General features: G+C 39.8%; 13 protein-coding genes. 6 read left to right on the forward strand and 7 right to left on the reverse strand.

From position 1 onward, the window contains the following. Positions 1 to 250: 250 nt before the first annotated feature. A complete protein-coding gene (recO, locus tag Q0N70_RS11620) occupies positions 251 to 1024 on the forward strand; it encodes a DNA repair protein RecO (RefSeq protein ID WP_294016940.1) in 774 nt (257 codons plus the stop codon). A gap of 191 nt (positions 1025 to 1215) precedes the next feature. Here recO and Q0N70_RS11625 read toward each other — a convergent pair whose 3' ends face one another. After that, entirely contained in the window at positions 1216 to 1938 is a 723-nt protein-coding gene (locus Q0N70_RS11625) for a DNA-binding domain-containing protein (RefSeq protein ID WP_294016942.1), read from the reverse strand. A gap of 604 nt (positions 1939 to 2542) precedes the next feature. Here Q0N70_RS11625 and Q0N70_RS11630 point away from each other — a divergent pair. From Q0N70_RS11630 to Q0N70_RS11640, 3 genes are all read left to right on the forward strand, one after another. After that, the gene (locus Q0N70_RS11630; protein ID WP_294016945.1) at positions 2543 to 3868 is read left to right on the forward strand and encodes a thymidine phosphorylase; all 1326 of its coding nucleotides are present in this window, start codon (positions 2543 to 2545) and stop codon (positions 3866 to 3868) included. Beyond that, the gene (recJ, locus tag Q0N70_RS11635) at positions 3868 to 6033 is read left to right on the forward strand and encodes a single-stranded-DNA-specific exonuclease RecJ (protein ID WP_294016947.1); all 2166 of its coding nucleotides are present in this window, start codon (positions 3868 to 3870) and stop codon (positions 6031 to 6033) included. Before Q0N70_RS11630 ends, recJ begins: the two co-directional genes overlap by 1 nt. A gap of 192 nt (positions 6034 to 6225) precedes the next feature. After that, positions 6226 to 7206, forward strand: coding sequence for a M23 family metallopeptidase (locus Q0N70_RS11640; RefSeq protein ID WP_294016949.1), 981 nt, complete (start codon positions 6226 to 6228; stop codon positions 7204 to 7206). Here Q0N70_RS11640 and ligA read toward each other — a convergent pair. The 4 genes from ligA to Q0N70_RS11660 are packed head-to-tail and all read right to left on the reverse strand — an operon-like array spanning position 7203 to position 11711. Beyond that, a complete protein-coding gene (gene ligA, locus Q0N70_RS11645; RefSeq protein ID WP_294016951.1) occupies positions 7203 to 9155 on the reverse strand; it encodes an NAD-dependent DNA ligase LigA in 1953 nt (650 codons plus the stop codon). The two genes, Q0N70_RS11640 and ligA, sit on opposite strands and share 4 nt — an antisense overlap. A 4-nt stretch (positions 9156 to 9159) precedes the next feature. Then, positions 9160 to 9891: a tRNA (guanosine(46)-N7)-methyltransferase TrmB gene (gene trmB, locus Q0N70_RS11650; RefSeq protein WP_273355385.1), complete on the reverse strand. Its 732-nt coding sequence runs from the start codon at positions 9889 to 9891 to the stop codon at positions 9160 to 9162. Between the two features lie 29 nt (positions 9892 to 9920). Continuing rightward, the gene (locus tag Q0N70_RS11655; RefSeq protein ID WP_294016953.1) at positions 9921 to 10541 is read right to left on the reverse strand and encodes a hypothetical protein; all 621 of its coding nucleotides are present in this window, start codon (positions 10539 to 10541) and stop codon (positions 9921 to 9923) included. A gap of 3 nt (positions 10542 to 10544) precedes the next feature. After that, positions 10545 to 11711, reverse strand: a complete 1167-nt coding sequence (locus Q0N70_RS11660) for a hypothetical protein (protein WP_294016955.1) — start codon at positions 11709 to 11711, stop codon at positions 10545 to 10547. Between the two features lie 130 nt (positions 11712 to 11841). On the opposite strand from Q0N70_RS11660, the gene Q0N70_RS11665 reads away from it, so the two are divergent. Together Q0N70_RS11665 and dinB are read left to right on the forward strand one after the other, a co-directional pair. After that, a complete protein-coding gene (locus Q0N70_RS11665) occupies positions 11842 to 13833 on the forward strand; it encodes a hypothetical protein (protein ID WP_294016957.1) in 1992 nt (663 codons plus the stop codon). Continuing rightward, entirely contained in the window at positions 13823 to 15040 is a 1218-nt protein-coding gene (gene dinB / locus Q0N70_RS11670) for a DNA polymerase IV (RefSeq protein WP_294016959.1), read from the forward strand. Before Q0N70_RS11665 ends, dinB begins: the two co-directional genes overlap by 11 nt. On the opposite strand, the gene Q0N70_RS11675 is transcribed toward dinB, so the two are convergent. Both Q0N70_RS11675 and Q0N70_RS11680 read right to left on the reverse strand, forming a co-directional pair. Next, a complete protein-coding gene (locus Q0N70_RS11675; RefSeq protein ID WP_294016961.1) occupies positions 14991 to 17039 on the reverse strand; it encodes a hypothetical protein in 2049 nt (682 codons plus the stop codon). The two genes, dinB and Q0N70_RS11675, sit on opposite strands and share 50 nt — an antisense overlap. Then, positions 17039 to 17737 carry a tetratricopeptide repeat protein gene (locus tag Q0N70_RS11680; RefSeq protein WP_294016963.1) on the reverse strand — a complete coding sequence of 233 codons (699 nt, stop codon included), beginning with the start codon at positions 17735 to 17737 and terminating at the stop codon, positions 17039 to 17041. Before Q0N70_RS11680 ends, Q0N70_RS11675 begins: the two co-directional genes overlap by 1 nt. Positions 17738 to 17906 lie beyond the last annotated feature (169 nt).

A 17906-nucleotide genomic window follows, 5' to 3' on the forward strand; every position in this document is an offset into this window, starting at 1 on the left:
AATCGAGCAATCGAGCAATCGAGCAATCGAGCAATCGAGCAATCGAGCAATCGAGGCTAGCAAACTGATAAATTCTCGTCAAGCACATAACGGCATATTATTATAAAAATATTTCAGTGTCAATATTTTACAACTTTGTACAAGATTATCCAGTCAAGCTGAATAATGACATTAAATTATAAAACTCAAAATTAACCGTCGCATTTTCACAAGTCTTGCCAAGCATTTTCCGCGCTGATATTATAGGCGCATGGCAGAACGGAACAAGAGAATGAAATCTGTAATTCTTTCACTAAAAGAGTCCGGAGAAAACAACAGGCTTGTAAAAGCAATTTCCGCGGAAAACGGAATTTTCAACGCAATGCTGTACGGAGGCCCAAAAAGCCGCCTAAAATCCTTGGTTCAGCCGTTTTATTCAGGAATCCTCTATATATACAGCGACGAATCCCGCAATTCCATAAAAATAACAGACTTTGACGCGCAAAACTGCCACCTTTCATTCAGGACAAGCCTTCTAAAATCCTGGGCGGCCTCATTTGCCTGCGAGCTTGTGCTAAAGACAAAATGCGCCGGAGATCCTGAAAAAGCCTTTGTTCTTCTGTGCGCCTTTCTTGACGGAATAGACAGCGTGGACGAAAACGAGACCCGGCTTGGAATTCTTCGCTTTGTCTGGAGATACCTTGGGCTTTTGGGACTTCAGCCTGAACCTAGGCTTTGCTGCGGCTGCGGCTCTTCACTTTTAAGCCATGAGCAGAACACAAGCTATATAGAAAAGCAAAACGGATTTGTCTGCGCGGACTGCATTTCTTTAGCCCCGGAAAACAGAGCGCAAGGAAACTTTAGAATCGACCTTGACTCGCTCACCTACCTTACCGCCATAAACGAACTTCCGCCCGGACAAGTAAGAAAACTGCTTGTTCCCTCTGAATCCGTTTACAACATGAAGCGGCTTTTGTACAGCATGATTGAAAAAGCCTGCGGAGTCCAGCTGGAAACCTTAAAAAGCGGAATCGGAATACTGTAGCGCAAACTGTCATTTCCCCCCCCACGAATGTCATTCCCCAACTTGATTGGGGAATCCATGTACATAGAGATTGCCGTGTCAAGCACGGCAATGACAAAAAAAGAAAACATACCAATAACAAGAAAAGCAAACATACCAATGACAAGAAAACCAAACATGCCAATGGCAAAGCGGCAAGCCATTCAGCCTGCTTACTCAATCACTTCTATTTCATCAGTTGTGTTTGCAACTGGATATGAGCCTTCGCCGTTTTTCTTTACAAACGAAACCACATAGACACCTTTTTCCATGTCTTGCGGAAGGATTGCGTCGATTGTCCTTTGTGTGCGCCTTATAAAGCTTGTGATTCTGAAGGTCTTTTTCCTGTCGCCTTTCAATGCAAGGAACACGCCCTGCTTTTCGTCCTCAAAGTCAAACCCAAGGTTCTTTCCGCGGATTCTAAAGCACATTCCAGGCTTTACAACACGCTCGCTTGAATAAGCCGCATCTTTTGTAATTGAAAGGACATAGAAAATCGCAGGATCCATTTCCGCCACAGAAGACTTTGTCTTGTAATCTACTTTCTCTGCCGCCTTTGCCTCGAATTTCTTGTTGACCAAAGCTTTTAGAACGAACCTGTTGTCGCCCCTCTTGTTCTGAAACTTCGCTGAAATGGATTCCGCAGTTCCGTGAGTCGCAAGCTGCAAGTCCACCCAGGGAAGCCACACCTTGCATCCTTCCTGAAGAAGCCTCTCCACAACCGCTTCCAGAACAGAAAGAGCCGCGCGTGTGTCCGCCTCGGTAAGAGTTGAATTATACCCGACCATCTCCTTAATGATTTCCTCAACTCCTGCGTCTGTGTCCGATGTGCTTAGAAAGCAGAACCCGGTCTTGCCGTGTCCTGTATTGTTAGCTACTGTCTTTACGCTGATCATAGTGCCTCCACACTCTTACATACTGCTTGCGATGACATTCTCCACTGCTTGTGAAACCGTGAAATTAAATTAATTACAATATAATTTTAAGTTAAAAACATTCATAAATCAACTTAATTTCATTTTAATTTTAACTTAATTTCACTTTGATTTTAAGTTGATTTCACTTTGATTTTAAGTTGATTTCATAATCATACAAGTACTTACAAAGGACGCCGGAAGCCTATCGTGAGAGTGCTTAGCTACTGCTGCAAAGGCAATGTAAGCTAGTAATAATGGCAGCAAATGACTTTTTTTTCTTTTTGGGATATAATAATATAATGTATTCTTAGTTCGAATATTTTGTCATTACCATGCTTGTTTTCAATGTCATTCCCCAGCTTGATTGGGGAATCTCCTATAGGTATAAGATTGCCGGATCAAGTCCGGCAATGACAAAAAGATGCAGACATGCCAATGGCAAAGAATCAAACTAGCAATGAAAAAGAATTAAATTACCAATGGAAAAGAATCAAACTAGCAATGACAAAGGTTCAGATATATCACTGGCATTAGAATCAGGCAAAAAAATGATATTAAAAACACTTAACAGCGGAGGCAAAAAATGCGTGCGGCGGACATAATCATTAAAAAGCGTGGAACTGGAAATCAAAAAGGACAGGAGCTTTCGCGCGAAGAAATAGAATTTCTTGTGAACGGCTATGTTGACGGTTCAATTCCTGACTACCAGATGTCGGCTTTTCTTATGGCTGTTTATTTTAGCGGAATGACATTCGAGGAAACAGGAATTTTAACAGGCTGCATGCTTAGATCCGGCGACACAATCGACCTTGAAAAACGCAAGGGGATTAAAGGACCTTTTGTAGACAAGCACTCCACTGGCGGCGTGGGAGACAAAATCAGCCTTCCGCTTGCACCTATAGTGGCGTCTCTTGGCGTAAAAATTCCCATGATGAGCGGCAGAGGTCTTGGGCACACAGGCGGAACTTTGGATAAGCTTGAGTCAATAGAAGGCTACAACGTGAATCTTAATGAAGAGCAGTTCGCTTCGATTATTGAAAAGACTGGCTTTGCCATGATGGGACAGACAGAAAAGATTGTTCCGGCGGACAAGAAAATGTACGCGCTGCGGGATGTTACAGGAACGGTTGAAAGTGTTCCGCTAATTACGGCAAGCATTCTTTCAAAAAAAGTCGCAGAAGGAAGCGATGCCCTTGTATTCGATGTAAAGTGCGGAAAAGGCGCGTTTATGAAAAGCGAGGCGGATGCAGAGCAGCTTGCGTCGTTCCTTGTAAAGACAGCCCAGGCAATGGGAAAAAGCTCATGCGCGCTTCTAACCAGAATGGATTCACCTCTTGGGTTCAAAGTGGGAAACTATCTTGAAATAGAAGAAACTCTTGAGTGCCTGCAAGGAAAAGGTCCTGCCGATGTAATGGAGCTGACTTACGAGCTTGGCGCAAGAATGGCGGTTTTCGGCGGAAAGGCAAAAGACACAGAAGACGGAATAAGCAAGTGCAAGGAAGCTGTAAAAAGCGGAGAGGCATTGAGCAAGTTCCTTGAAAACGTAAAGGCTCAGGGCGGAAATCCAGACAAGCTTCTAAGCGAACAGGGAAAACGCCGCTCCAAGTTCAAGTCGGAACTCTTCGCAAAGCAAGACGGATTTTTAACTGTTGACGCATACAAAACAGGAATCGCGTGCATAAATCTTGGCGTGGGCAGAAACAAGTCGTCAGACAAAGTGGACGCGGATTCTGGAATAATCTTTTGCAGGCGGCAGGGCGACTTTGTAAAAAGAGGCGAAAAGATTCTTGAAGTCTACGGAAAAAGCCCGGACGCTCTTGAAAGCGGAAAACAGCAGCTTGAGGCGGCCTTGGATTTCAGCGTGGAAAAGATAGAAGAAAAGAAATTGATTTTAGAGGAAATAAAATAGTGTCATCATCAAAGTGGGTAAAAAAAGCAATTTCAAAGGAAGAAGTTGAAAAGCTAAAAAACAAGTTTTCGCTGGACAGTCTTACAGCAAGCATTTTTGCACGGCGCGGAATCACCAGCGGAAAAGACATTCTTTATTTCATGGAAGATGACTTAAGGTTTCAGCATAATCCATTTTTGTTCAGTTCAATGGAAGATGCCGTTGACAGAATTCTTGCCGCAGTTCCAGAAAAAGACAGTCCAAAGGAAGAGCATGAAAAAGTTTTAATCTTTGGCGACAAGGATGTTGACGGAGTAACGGCGACAACTGTTCTTTATGACGAGCTTTGCTCATTGGGAATTGATGTTCAGCACAGAGTTCCAGAAGGAGATGATGCATACGGACTTTCGATTCAGGCTGTAGATGATTTTGCAAAGCAGAACGGCTCGCTTATTATTACAGTTGACTGCGGAATTTCAAACAATGCGGAAATTGAGCACGCGGCAGAACTTGGAATAGATGTAATTGTCTTAGATCATCACAACCCCAAGGAAAACATTCCGTCTCCTGCAATTATTTTAAATGCGAAGCTTTCGGATTCAGGCTATCCGTTTGAAGAAATTTCAGGCTGCGCGGTCGTGTACAAAGTTGTTTCGGCGTTAAGATTCAGCAAGAGCAAATGGTACAAGGCAGACGCGGCTTTGCTCAATGCTCGTGAAGAAGAGAACGGGCAGATTGCAATTGAATGCATAAAGCTTAGAAATCTAGTTCCAGTCTCTAGGCTTGTTGAGCATATTTTGCCGGGCGAAAAATCGATTTACGACACGAAGATTCCGCAGTACTTGTCCGGCCAGATAATTCTTTGCTGGGACAAAGTCAATGTTGAACGCTTATTAAACCTAACATTCGGAAACAGCGCGCAGTTTAACATTGCGGACATAAGAACAGAAGTCGCAAAACTTTACCCTTCACTAAAAAATCTTCCACTTTCCAGAATAAAGGAAATGTCAAAAATCGCAAAGTACGGCGACCATGCTCCAACTGAAATTGGCGGCTTCTACAATATATTTGTAACTTATGTTCAGCAGGACTTAAAGAAAAACTTTCCGTCTGATTCAGAAAAAGAAAAGCACGACTTGCAGCTTGTAGCTTTGGCAGCGCTGGCGGACATAATGCCGATGAGAAATGAAAACAGGCTTTTTGTTCGCAGCGGAATAAATTCAATAAATGAAAACAATGTCCGTCCGGGTCTAAGGGAACTCATGTCAAGCCTTGGAATTTTAGGAAAGCGCATTACTTCAACAGACATTTGCTGGACACTGATTCCAAATTTAAATGCAGCAGGCAGGCTTGGCCAGGCAGGAATTGCAATTGAGCTTTTTACAGCAAAAGACAGTTCATACCGTGAGCAACTTGCAAAAAAAATAATTGAGCTTAACACAAAAAGAAAATCTCTTACTCAAGAAGCAGAAGCAATTGCCGGAATACAGGCAAAAAATTCCGTGAATGATTTCTGCGGAAAATTGAGTTTTGTAATTGATGAAAAAATAAACAAAGGCGTTTCTGGAATTCTTGCGGGACGTTTGGTTTCTTCCCTAGGAGTTCCTGCAATGGCAATGACTTACGTGGGAAACCTCGTTGTAGGCTCAATGAGAAGCTGCCGCGGATATGACGTAACATCTTTTCTTGACCAGCTGAAAGATTTATTTGTAAGCTACGGCGGACACAACTTTGCGGCGGGATTCAGTTTTGAAAAGGAAAAGTTTGAGGAATTCAAAAGGCGCACAAAGGAGCTTTCAAGCACAATAAATCTTTCTGAAAAAACTGACGAGATTCAAATTGACGCAGAGCTTCCGCCGTCCTACATGACACCAGACTTGAAAAAAATCATAGACAGATTCGAGCCGACTGGAAACGAAAATCCGAAGCTAGTTTTCTTAGCAAAAAATTTGCCTATAGTTTCTGGACTTGTAATGGGAAAGGGTGAAAAACAGCACCTAAAAATTACCGTTGACTGCGGAAAAAGCAAATGGCCTTGCATCTTCTGGAACGAGGGCCAGCGGCTTCACAGGGATTTTGATGTGGGAGATAAAGTTGACATAATTTTCAACATAGAGCGGAATGTTTTTAACGGAACAGAAACGCTTCAGCTTATGCTTTTAGGAATAGAAAAATCAGTTCAATAAAAGGTTAAATTTCTATTTTTAATAAGAACAGCTACTAAATTGTCATTCCCGTGCTGCGACACGGAAATCTGTTGAAAAACTTCAATAGATTATCAACCGAGTTTCTTTCAGAAACATCGCAGGGTCAAGCCCGATAATGACAGTAAAATACAACACTAAACATTTAATCTAAAAATATTTTGGGAGTAAAAAATGAAAAAAAAGATTTTAGTTTTGGCTTTGATTTTTATGCCGGCTTTTATTTTTGCAAGGGAAGCTTTTTTTACAGGCGATGATTATTGCATTTCCGCGGAATACAATGACAAGGCTTTTCCGGGCGATGCGGTTTTTGTAAAAATGACTTTTTCTCAGTCGGCAAAAAAGGGAAAGTTTTCAAAAGCTGAATTTTCAAATGCAAATGCTTTCTTGCAGTTTTTTGCGGAAGGAAAGCTCAGCAGGGAAAGCAGTTTTTTCACAGTTTCAAAAAGCACAAAAACCAACAGAACATTTCTTGCAGGCATTCCGCTTTCAACCTGGTGGACAGAAGACACAAAGTGTTTTTTGAAAATTGTCTATAATATTGACGGCTCAAAAAAAATGGAATTCGAGCTGCCTTTTACGCTAGAGAAAAAAGAATTTGTTTCAGAAGCGCTTGATCTTGACGAATCGAATTCAAATATAAAAACGGACACAAGCTTAAAAAGAATGGAGCAGATAAAAAAACTCAACGGAATTCTTGAAACTAAAAATCCGTCCGCAGTTTACCAGACAACTCCGTTCTTGCTTCCAACAAATGCAACAAGACGGACATCTTTTTTTGCAGACCGCCGGGAATACAAATACACAAATGGAAAATCAACGACAGGGCTTCACTACGGAATTGACTTTGGAATTCCTGAAGGCTCGGAAGTTTCAGCTTGCGCGGAAGGAAAAGTTGTTCTTGCTGAAACCCGCGTTACAACAGGCTGGAGCGTTGTGATAGAACATTTGCCAGGACTTTACAGCCTTTACTACCACATGAGCCAGCTAAAAGTAAAAGAAGGCGACATTGTAAAACCCGGGCAAGTTATTGGATTCAGCGGCTCAACAGGACTTGCGACAGGTCCGCACCTTCACTGGGAAATGCGGCTGAACATGGAAGCTGTTAATCCTGACTTTTTTACCGGAGACTTTGCTTTTTCTGGAAAAAACTAAGCTTCAATTAGAGCAAGGAATTCTTTTTCATCTATGACAGGAATTCCAAGCTCCATTGCCTTTTTGTTTTTTGAAGAGCCTGAAGAAGTGTCGTTTGTAACAAGATAGCTTAAGCCCTTTACAACCGAAGACTTCACTGCCCCTCCATTCTGCTTTACAAGATTCTGAGCATCCTGCCGCTTCATAGAAAGCTCGCCTGTAAAGCAAAACGACTTTCCGGCAAGTTTTCCTTGCGCAGCGCCCTCAACAACAGAAAGTGTTCCGCTTGAAACAAGGCTTTGCATTTCTTCCTTGTTTTCTTGAATTCCTTCAACGAGCGTATGGGCCAAAGTTTCCGCAAAACGGTAAACGCCGGCAATTTCTTCTTCTTTTGCATCGAAAATTTTCTGCAAAGTATTGAAGCCGCCTGCAATCAAAGTTTCAACAACAGTTTCGCCGATTCCTTCAATATCAAAGCCGGCAATAAATTTTGCAAGTGAAATTTTTCTTCTTGACTGAATCGAAGCAAAGACTTTTTCTGCGCCAAGCGACTTCTTTTCTTTTTCCATGCTTTCCGAATTCAAAAAGTACGGAACTAAATCAGCTATAGTCAAAGAATACAAATCTGAAATTGAGCGGACTTTTTTTGTTTCAAAAAGGCTGGTAATTAAAGTTTCGCCCAAGTCGCGAATGTCAATAACATTTATCCATTTTAAAAGCTGATGGAGAATCCGCTTTTCGCAGTTTTTGTTCGGGCAAAAAAGCCTCGTGCCTTCGTCAATAAGAGCAGTTCCACAGCAAGCGCATTTTTCAGGAATCTTTACAGGAGGAAGATTTTCTTGCTCTGGAAGCACGCTCACAATTTTTGGAATTATTTCGCCGCGCTTTACAACAACAACATGGCTTCCGATTTTCACATTCAATGCGCGTATAAGATTCGGATTTACAAGGCTCGCTCTTTTTACAGTTGTTCCGTTCAAGTCAACAGGATCAAAAACTGCGACGGGCGTATAAGTTGCGCCGGTTTCGTTCCATTCAATATTTCTTACAATGGAAACAGCTTCTTCAAGGCTGAATTTAAAGGCAATCTGGCGGTCAGGTCTGTCGCGCAAAGCATCTTCATGGTCTACAGCCCGCTCTTTTACAACAAGTCCGTCAATGTCATAGTCAAGTTTTTTTCTAAGCTCCATTACAGAAGAACGGTAATCAATAACATCCTGCACACTTTTGCAAATTTTAAGAGGAACAACATTAAATCCGTTTCTTTGCAAAAAATCAAGTTTTCCTTCTTCATCATTGAACGGCTGTTTTCCTTCGGAAGCCCAGACATCGTAAGTTATCAATGTAAGATTTTCGCTGCCCTCGCCGTCTTTGCGTTTCATAAGTCCGTTTGCGGCATTACGGCAGTTCGCTTTGTCAGAAAAAAATTTCTCGTGAACCTGATGCGTCATTATGACTTCGCCGCGGATTCCGCCTGTAAACTTTTCTTTTAATTCCTGAACAACACCCTGCATTTTTTTTGCATTCGCTGTAATCACGTCTCCTACAGTTCCATCGCCTCTTGTAACGGCACGCAAAAAAATTCCGTCCGCATACTGAAGCTCAAGGGACGCGCCGTCAAGCTTATATTCAATAAGATATTCTGAATAGTCGTGTTTTTTCGCCCAAGCAAGAAATTCTTCTGGAGATGCGGCTTTTTCCTGACTGCCCATTGGCATTACATGAGGAGCTTTTTGAAAATTTCCAGAGTCCGCGCCAACTTTATGGAGAATAGGATTTGCGCTGTCCAACGATTTTAACTCGTCCCAAAGCTTGTCAAATTCCGCATCAGAAATTTCAGCCTCGCCGTTATAATACGAAGCCTGGTATTTTTCTATAAGTTTTTCAAGTTCTGAAATTCTTTTTACAGAGGATTTTTTTAGGACTTCATCATTTGCATTTTTGCATTCCTCAACATCAAAAAGCTCCATCGGGCTATTCCTCATCTTTTACAAAAACAAGCTCAAAAATCTCACGTCCGGCATCAAGTCCTTTCTGTTCAAATTTTGTTCTTGGCCGCCATTCCTGATGAGGCGCGAATTTTTCATATTTATTATGAATGCCTTCTGTGCAGGAAAGTTCTTCAAGCGCACTTAAAGCATATTCTTCCCAGTCAGTTGCAAAATAAATATATCCGCCTGGAGACAATTTTGAAACAAGCAAATCAGTACGCGGACGCTGAAGCAAACGACGCTTATGGTGCTTTTTCTTTGGCCAAGGGTCAGGAAAGAAAATATGAAAGCCCGCAAGAGAATTGTCTGGAATCATAGTTTCAAGAATTTCAAGCGCGTCATATTCAATCAAATAAAGATTTTTTAGCTGCCGTTTTTTTATTTCACCAAGAAGACGGCCGACTCCAGGAACATGAACTTCACTTCCTATATAATTCATGTTCGGATTATCTTGCGCAATCTGAGCGGTAGCATGCCCCATTCCAAATCCGATTTCCATTGTAACAGGATTTGTGTTGTTAAAAATATCTGTAAAATTAAGCGTTCTATGCTCAAAAGGAATGCACCAAACATGATGAAGCTCTTCATAGCTGCGCTTTTCATTTTCGGTCATGCGTCCAGCACGAATCACATAAGTTCGCACAGGGCGTCTAAAAATACTGTGGTCTTCTAAATTGTCAGTGGGAATATTCCCATCGGCGTCGTTACTAGGCATCAGTTTCCTCGCTGTGTTATATTTTATTGCTACTCCAAATTTTCTGGAGGCATAAGGCAAATTACAGAATCATTTTTTAAAGTATAGCAAGTTCTAATGAATCCTGCGTTCTTATAGTCAGCAAGAATGGCATTTCTGTTTTTCCATTCTTTTTTTTCCTTTCCATAATAAAGCAAAACTCCGTCTTTTGTGTAAACTGCGGATTTTTTTTCTGAATAATCTAATCCGTCTGGAAAATCTTCACTCTTTAAATTTAAAATATTTTCAGGATAATCGACATAAAACGAAATTTCATCTTCATCGCCCGCCATGTCAAAATAAGTTAAAACATATTCACCAGCAGGAATTTTCATTCCAAAAGCGGCAACGATATTCGCGCATCCTGCCCAGGAATTTTTGTTTTTATCTTCAAATTTTACAAGTTCGCCGCAGTTCCATTCAAGCCCGGAATCCTTATTTACAATTTTAATTTTCGAAGCAAGCCTAACATCGCTTTCAGAATTTACAAAAACAGCAAGGCGCATATCAGGCGGATTTTCACTATAATCAAAAATCAAAGAAGATTCCGCAGAAGCAATTTGCGCGCTGTCTTGTGAGCACGAAAAAAAGAGAACTGAAAAAATAAAAAGAAACAGAGCAATTTTCCGCATAACTTAAAAATTGAATTTCAAGTTTATAACGGTAAGGTCGCTGGACGAAGACTGATTTACAATTGATTCAAACTTTATATTGACTTTTTTACAGGCATCTTCCAAATAAGACAAATAATAAAGTCCCAAGTCAGTTCCTTCCTGACCATCCGGCATCTGGCGGTAAAAGTCAATCAGCGATTTTTTATTAAGATTCGCGGACATTTTGCTTTCGATGTTTTCTTTTACTTCCTGAAACTCATCATCTTTATTGTACAACGTGATTTGCAAAAGTCCCTGTTTTCCAATTGACATAGAGCCGCCGCCCAAAGTCCAGGAAAGAAAAACAAGTTCATGCTTGCGCTGAAGCTCTTTTACAATTTCTGAGCGGATTTTCGGGTCAAATATAAGCGTGTCAGAATTGTCAATTCCCTGATAAAGATATTTTGCCGCCTTTTTTACGTTGTTATTTTCGCTGTTCAAGGCAAGCTCCATAACCATTACCGAAATATATTCCGCAACTTTTGATTTTGTCATGTATGAAGCGAGCTGCTGGCGCAAAATTGAAAGAATTTCATTAAATCCGTCAGTTTTATAAAATTTCACAATTATGTACCAGTTCATCAAAGTGAGCCTGTTCAAGAATTTTTCAGTCATAAGAAGATAGACATTTTTTTCTTCCGGGCTATACTCTGAATTGGACATTATGCTTTTCCAAACCGGCTCAAGAATTGTCTTTTTTGCAGCCTGAATCGTGGAATCTTTCATTGCGAGAGTCATTCTAAGCTGTTTTTCAGGAATCACAGTTTTTTCATCAATAAGTGATGAAGGATTTTGCCTGTTGTGATGCCTTATACATTCACATTTTATAATCGCCGCATAAATTTCGCTGTCGAATTGCTTATACAAAATTGAAAAAACAATCAGCTTGGACAAATCCATAACATCCTGACGATGCGAAACAAATTCCGGCATGGAAATTTCCATCTTGGAAATGTAGCCCAAAAGAATCATATCCTGCAGAGAGCCAGGCGAAAAAGATGTCATGCTTACGCCATGAGCCGAACGGTTATCTGCGAGTTTCAGATTGAGCAGCTGCTTTTTATGACTTAAAAAATGAGATGTGCCTTCTTCCGTAAGAATAATTTTCAGAGGCAAATCCAAAATAAATTTTTTCTTTTCAGCACACATGCGTTTGATAAAGCTCCTTTGCTTTACATGACTTTAACAATAGTTATAGTATACAACATTGCCGCCTAACTTGCAAACATATTATCTGTATTATATTGTAGAAAATGAAAAATTCAAGTAAACTTTACTTATGGGGAAAAAATTTCTGCTGAAAACAATGCGTTTTCTCTTTTTTTTTGCAGCAATCTTTACACAGAATCTTTTTTCGCAGGAAAACATTGAATTAAACTTAAACATTTACACAACAAAAGAAATAGAAGATTTTTTAACACAAAGCAAGATTTCATTTGAAAGCCAAGACATCGCTCCTCCAAACGCTGGAAACTTTCCTAAAAATATTCTTATAGAAATTCCTGCTGACAAAAACGGCAAAGAAGACGATACAAATAAAAGCGTAATCACTGATGTATTTTTTGTTTTCAGCCATGAATTTTTTTTAGAAAAAAAAGAATTTGTCGCCGGTTTTATAGATTCCACTTATAAAAAAAAGCTTCCATATAATTGCATAATTTCACTTACTGCGGAAAATGAATCATTTCCTTTGCCTTCCGTTCAAGCCGCAAAAACCGCAACTGAAGAACTGGCAAAAAGCATTTTTTCATCAGAATCAGCCTGCGCAATTTTAATCCGAAATGAAAAAAACGCGCCGCCTTTCATTTTTACAGAAGGAGCCGGAACAATTTCTCCGCAGTGGATTGTACAAACTTTAAAAAAATCCTGTCTGCAAAACCAAAAGCCAATGGGCGTAAAAACTTCCATGCTGTACATATACAAGCCGCAATTTTACAAAAACAACAGGCGTCTTTCCGCTTTTTTGAAAAATGAAATTCCTGCCGCTGAAATTCCGCTAGAACACACGCAAAAGGACTTGAATATTCTTTCTGATATTCAGGACAATCTTATATCCGCAAGAAGCCAGACTTGGAACAAGCATTATAATTTTATTCCACTTGGAATTTACGGGATTTGGCTTAACGAAGCGCAGCTAACAACAATATATCTTTTTTTTACAATTTCCGTTCTTTTTTTTATATGTTTTTATTCATTTACATACACAGGAAAAAACGAAGCGATTCTAAAAGATATGTCAAGAACGTGGTTTTCAATTCCAACATATATAATTATAACAACAGCATTTTTAACTTTGTTCCAAAAACTGTTTTTTTTCACAGCAGAAAACGGAGTTCTTTACTTTGGGCTGAAAATTTTTCCTACAGTGCTTGCAATGTTTTTTCTGGTCTTTATTCAAATTTTGTTCAATTTTAGAATTTCACTTTCTGCAAACAGATTTCATGGAATTATTTTAAGCGCATTGAATGTCTTTATTTTTTCAGCATTGGATTTGTCTTTAATGTTTATATTTATCATTGAATATATGATTGTTTTTCTTTTTAGAAAGCGGCGGCATCTTTTTTTTAGCATTCCGTGCATTTTTCTGATGACACTTCCACTGCTTTGGATTGCGGCGTCAGTTTTTGTTGACATTGACCAAAGAAAAATTTCAAACCTTACCGACACGACTTTTTTTGAAAACCTGATTTTTTCATTTGCTATTTTGCCTTTTATTTTTCAGTGGATAAAACTGATTTTGGTTTCGCATATAAAAGAATTCAAGTCAAGCAAAAAAATTTCACTAATACAAGGACTTCTTGTTTCAGTTGCAGGAGCCGGAATTATATGCGCAGTATTTTTTGCGGTCGCCAAGCTTGTTCAGGGAAATTTTTCAGCTCCAAGAAAAAATCAAACGCAAATCATAGAAAATGCAGAAATTCATCCGGCAAAATTCCTTTGGTCAAGAAAAGCAAAATTCGACATTTTTGAAAACAAACTGCAAATTGTTCCAGAAAATGGATTTAAAATATTAAGATGCTTTGTAACTTTTGAATCAAAAGGCGAACTTCCATTTTACGAATGCAACTTTGACTACAATTTCATTTCGGAAAACAAAGTTTCTATAGAAATTCCAGACGCCCCAGAAAACGAGCTGAAAATTTTATTTATGTCAGAAAATGAACTTCAGCTAGAAGCGGAAATTGAGCTTTTTATGATGAACGCAAACGGAAAAATTTTTCATTTCACTGAAAAAGTCAGAAGCAAAGGAAAAAATGCAAATGGAATTTGAAAAAGTTTTTCTTCATGTTGACCTTGATGCATTTTTCGCTTCGGTTGAACAGCACGACCATCCGGAATACAAAGGAAAGCCAGTTATTGTCGGCGGAATTCCAGGAGACAGAAGAGCTGTAGTTTCAACAGCATCTTATGAAGCTAGAAAATACGGTGTGCATTCAGCTCTTCCTTTAACAAAAGCTGTTGAACTTTGCCCAAACGCAATTTTTCTGCGCGGAAACCACAAGCGGTATGCGGAAGTTTCGCATGAAATAATGAACATTTTCAAGGAATTTTCGCCGTCAGTAATTCAGATGTCAATTGACGAAGCTTTTATCGACCTTACTGGAACTGAAAAACTTTTTGGTCCGCCGCTGGAAATTGCAAAAAAAATAAAGGCAAAAGTAAAAGAGCAAACAGGACTTACAGTAAGCGTTGGAATTGCAAGCACAATGTACGTTGCAAAAATCGCATCTGGATATAAAAAACCAGACGGAATCACATTTATCAAAAAAGGCGATGAGGAAAAATTTCTTCTTTCGCTTCCTATAGAAAAAATCTGGGGCATAGGAAAAAAAACAAGGGATCGGCTAAAAAACGCTGGAATATTTTCACCTGCGGACATTTATGGCAAGTCAATTTCTTTGCTGACTACCGTCTTTGGAAACGGAATGGGCACTTTTTTGTATGATGCGATCCGCGGCGGAAAAGAAATCACATTCGGCGAAGAAGCAAAAAGCCATTCAATAAGCGTAGAGCGGACATTCGAATTCGATGTGTCAAACGAATATGCAATCGAAACTGCATTCATGGAGCTTTCCACGCAATTAATCTGGAGAATGCACACCGAAAACGTCAAGGCAAAAACCGTAAACATCCGAATAAGATACGAAGACTTTAAAACCATAACTGCGCAAGAATCTTCAGAAATTCCTGTTTTAAATGCAGACGATTTGCTTGAACGCTGTCTAAGAATTTTCAACAGAAAATATGAAAAAGGAAAAGGAATCAGGCTTCTTGGCGTTGGACTTTCTGGAATAGAAACCAGTGAAAAGCCAACGCAAGCAGAACTTTTTGACTTTGGAAATTCAAAAAAAGCAAAATTGGAAAAAGCTCTTTTTGAAATGGAAAGAAAAAATCCTTCCCTCAAAGTCAGAAAAGCGCGCCTTTTATCTACTGAAGCGGAGCAAAATAGCCTGTTTCGTCGCGACCTGAACGATTAAGAAGATAAGTTTCAATTTCTACAGGCAAATATTTTCTTCCATATTCGGTTGCAAAAGAAGATGTGTACTTAAACTGGTAAAGCCCAGACGGAATGTCAATTATGTCTTTTATGACAGTTTCCAAACCTTCCGGCCGATATATATAGTAGGAAGTTCCGTTTGTATTTCCTGTTATATACGAAATTTCTTCCGATGGTGAAGACTGAGACAAAAGAACTGTGCTAAAAGAAATCGCATTGTTGTTAAGATAAGCTGTCAAATCTGAAAGCGCATACTGTGTAAATGTATTTTTTGAATCTCCGGCTGAAAGATAAATTATTCCGCGTTTTTTTTCAGCATTGACAAGTCCGTTTGCAGAAAGCCTTACCGCAAGATCCAGCGCAGGATTTTCAGTGTAAGAATTTTTCAAAGCCTTTGCGGAAAAATCAGAAAGCTGCGACGGATTTCCGGAAAATTCTGTAACAGGAACTTTTCCAGCTGAAATAATTGATATTTTTCCTTTTCCGTCCATTGAAGCGGCAAGCTCCCGAACTGCGCCAGAAAGCTGATCTTCGTATTTTTTCATTGAAAATGAACGGTCAATGAGAATTGTAATATCCGCAAAATCATTGTTGTTCGCTTCGCCCAAAAGCACAAAATTTTCAACAGGCTTTTTTCCTTCAGTTATAAGGAAATTCTGCTGCTTTAAGCCCACGACAGGCTGACGTTTTCTATTTTCCACGCGGACTTCAACTATGACTTCCGGGAAATTATCAGAAATCACACGCTCAAACTGGACAAAGAAACCGCCCACAAGTTCTGTCATTTTTGACATAACGTAAATTTCATTCGCCTTAAAGTCAGTTACAATTATATTTCCATTTCGATCTGAAACTGCGCTTGTAATCAGGCTTTTTCCTTTTCCTGTAATGGCATTTTCAAAAACCGCCCCGGAAGAAAGCTCAATTGCATAAACTTTGTTTCTGTCTGTAAGCAAAAGATAATCACTGCCCCACGGCTTTAAGCTTTCAGGACGCGAAAAAGTTCCGTCGTTTACAAGAACTCCAAGGAAATTTCCTGCCTTGTCAAATTCATAGATTCCGCCCTTCACGCTGTCCGCAACAAAAATTCTTCCGCCGCAAACCGCAATTCCAGTTGGAGATTTTAAACCGTCAAAGCCTTCTGTTTTTTCACCAAAATGCAAAAGTCCGTTTCCGTCGGCATCAAAAACAACAACACGGGCATTTCCAAAATCCGTGGCATAAATGTTTCCAAAGTCGTCTTCTGCAAGATACTGAGGTCCCACAAGCTGGCCTTGATCTCTTCCCCGCGCGCCAAAATACTTTATAAACGAGCCGTTTTCAGAAAGAATTGAAATTCTGTCTCCTGCGCTTTCTGAAACTGCCAAATTTCCGTTCTTTAAGCGGATTATATCCATAGGACGGTCGAATCCATTTAGCGGTCCTCTGTTTCTTCTTATCACAGTTCCGTTCACGTCAAACTGAAGCAACTCATTCGTGCCATAGGAAACAACCCAAATGCTTCCGTCGTGATTTGAAAGGGAAGAAACCGGCTGGCTGTAAATAAGGTTATTTCCGTTAACATTAGGATAAGAGCCAGATTCTGTAAAACGCTGGGTAAATCCATAGTCAGAGTCTGTAACGCGTCTGTCGCTTACAATTTCAATTCTATTCTGAAGAAGAAGTCCGCCGTAACCAGCTTCCTTGGCATAATTCCATTGCTGAAGCGCAGCTCCTTCTATTCCCGCGCGGTAATATGCTTTTCCAAGCCAGTCAAGAACCAAAGGCTCGCCGGGCAAATATGAAAGAGCTTTTTCAAATTCAAGAATACTTTCATTAAAAGAGCCTCTGTAGTAGCTTTGAACTCCACGCCGAAATTCTTCTTCCGCAAAACCAGAATTTGCAGAACGGGAATTTCCTGTGCTAGCAGTGTCTTGCAAATTTGTCTGCGCAAAGGCTGAAAATATAAAAGCTATAAAAACAAAAAATATTTTTTTCATTATTCTTCCGCCTTCTGAACTTCCTGAAGGTGCTCCACTATTATAGGATTTGAACTGTCGGCTTTCATAGCGCGCTTTAGAAACTTTTTTGACTCTGAATAAAGTCCCATTTTGTAATAAACCCAGCCAAGACTATCAAGGCACGCTGCGCTTTCCGGCAAAATATCCAGCGCCTTTTTGCAGCAACTTAACGCCTTTGTTAAATCTTCGCCTTCGCAAGCAAGAACATAGCCCATTCCGTTTAACGCAGTTGGATTTTCACTGTCGTCTTCAAGCGCTTTTTCATAATAGTCAAGGCTCAAGTCTGTTTTTCCCTGCTCCCAGGCAACATAGGCAAGTGATGCATAAACTGAAGCAGGTTTATATCCAGTGTCCAAAAGTTTATTCAATTCAAAATCAGCAAGTTTTTTTCTTCCGCTAAGACAATAAATTACTGCCAAAAGATAGCGGCACTGCAAAACTCTGTCCTGATTCGAAAAATTATCTTTATCATAAGAAGCTGTAACAACCTGCTCAAGATAAAGCAATGCGTCATCGTAACGCTTTAACTTTGAATAGCAAAGCCCTAGATAATAAGCAAGCTCTACTGGATCCGCTCCGCAATCATCTGGAAGCGAAAGAAAATATGTCAAAGCAGCAGGATAATTTCCTTTTGTATATAAAGAGATTCCTTCTTTCATATAGTTTTCTTCTGCCATTTTTCCGCCTTTTACAAATTAAAATCGCATTTTATAAAAGATATATCAGCATAGCTAGGCTCGGTCTCAACAATGCTAACTGAAACAAAACCTTCCTTGCAGGCTTTAAAATCCGCCAAATCATCACCGTAAGAATGAACATAATAGTCGCCGCCGCATTTTGAAGTCA

Source organism: uncultured Treponema sp. (assembly GCF_945873775.1).
Classification (GTDB): domain Bacteria; phylum Spirochaetota; class Spirochaetia; order Treponematales; family Treponemataceae; genus Treponema_D.

Bases quoted from the DNA above. Each gene is read 5' to 3' on its own strand.
- dinB (WP_294016959.1), top strand. From the start codon at position 13,823: ATGGAATTTGAAAAAGTTTTTCTTCATGTTGACCTTGATGCATTTTTC.
- Q0N70_RS11655 (WP_294016953.1), bottom strand. From the start codon at position 10,541: ATGCGGAAAATTGCTCTGTTTCTTTTTATTTTTTCAGTTCTCTTTTTT.
- Q0N70_RS11625 (WP_294016942.1), bottom strand. From the start codon at position 1,938: ATGATCAGCGTAAAGACAGTAGCTAACAATACAGGACACGGCAAGACC.
- ligA (WP_294016951.1), bottom strand. From the start codon at position 9,155: ATGGAGCTTTTTGATGTTGAGGAATGCAAAAATGCAAATGATGAAGTC.
- Q0N70_RS11660 (WP_294016955.1), bottom strand. From the start codon at position 11,711: ATGTGTGCTGAAAAGAAAAAATTTATTTTGGATTTGCCTCTGAAAATT.
- Q0N70_RS11640 (WP_294016949.1), top strand. From the start codon at position 6,226: ATGAAAAAAAAGATTTTAGTTTTGGCTTTGATTTTTATGCCGGCTTTT.
- trmB (WP_273355385.1), bottom strand. From the start codon at position 9,891: ATGCCTAGTAACGACGCCGATGGGAATATTCCCACTGACAATTTAGAA.
- Q0N70_RS11665 (WP_294016957.1), top strand. From the start codon at position 11,842: ATGGGGAAAAAATTTCTGCTGAAAACAATGCGTTTTCTCTTTTTTTTT.
- recO (WP_294016940.1), top strand. From the start codon at position 251: ATGGCAGAACGGAACAAGAGAATGAAATCTGTAATTCTTTCACTAAAA.
- Q0N70_RS11680 (WP_294016963.1), bottom strand. From the start codon at position 17,737: ATGGCAGAAGAAAACTATATGAAAGAAGGAATCTCTTTATATACAAAA.
- Q0N70_RS11675 (WP_294016961.1), bottom strand. From the start codon at position 17,039: ATGAAAAAAATATTTTTTGTTTTTATAGCTTTTATATTTTCAGCCTTT.
- Q0N70_RS11630 (WP_294016945.1), top strand. From the start codon at position 2,543: ATGCGTGCGGCGGACATAATCATTAAAAAGCGTGGAACTGGAAATCAA.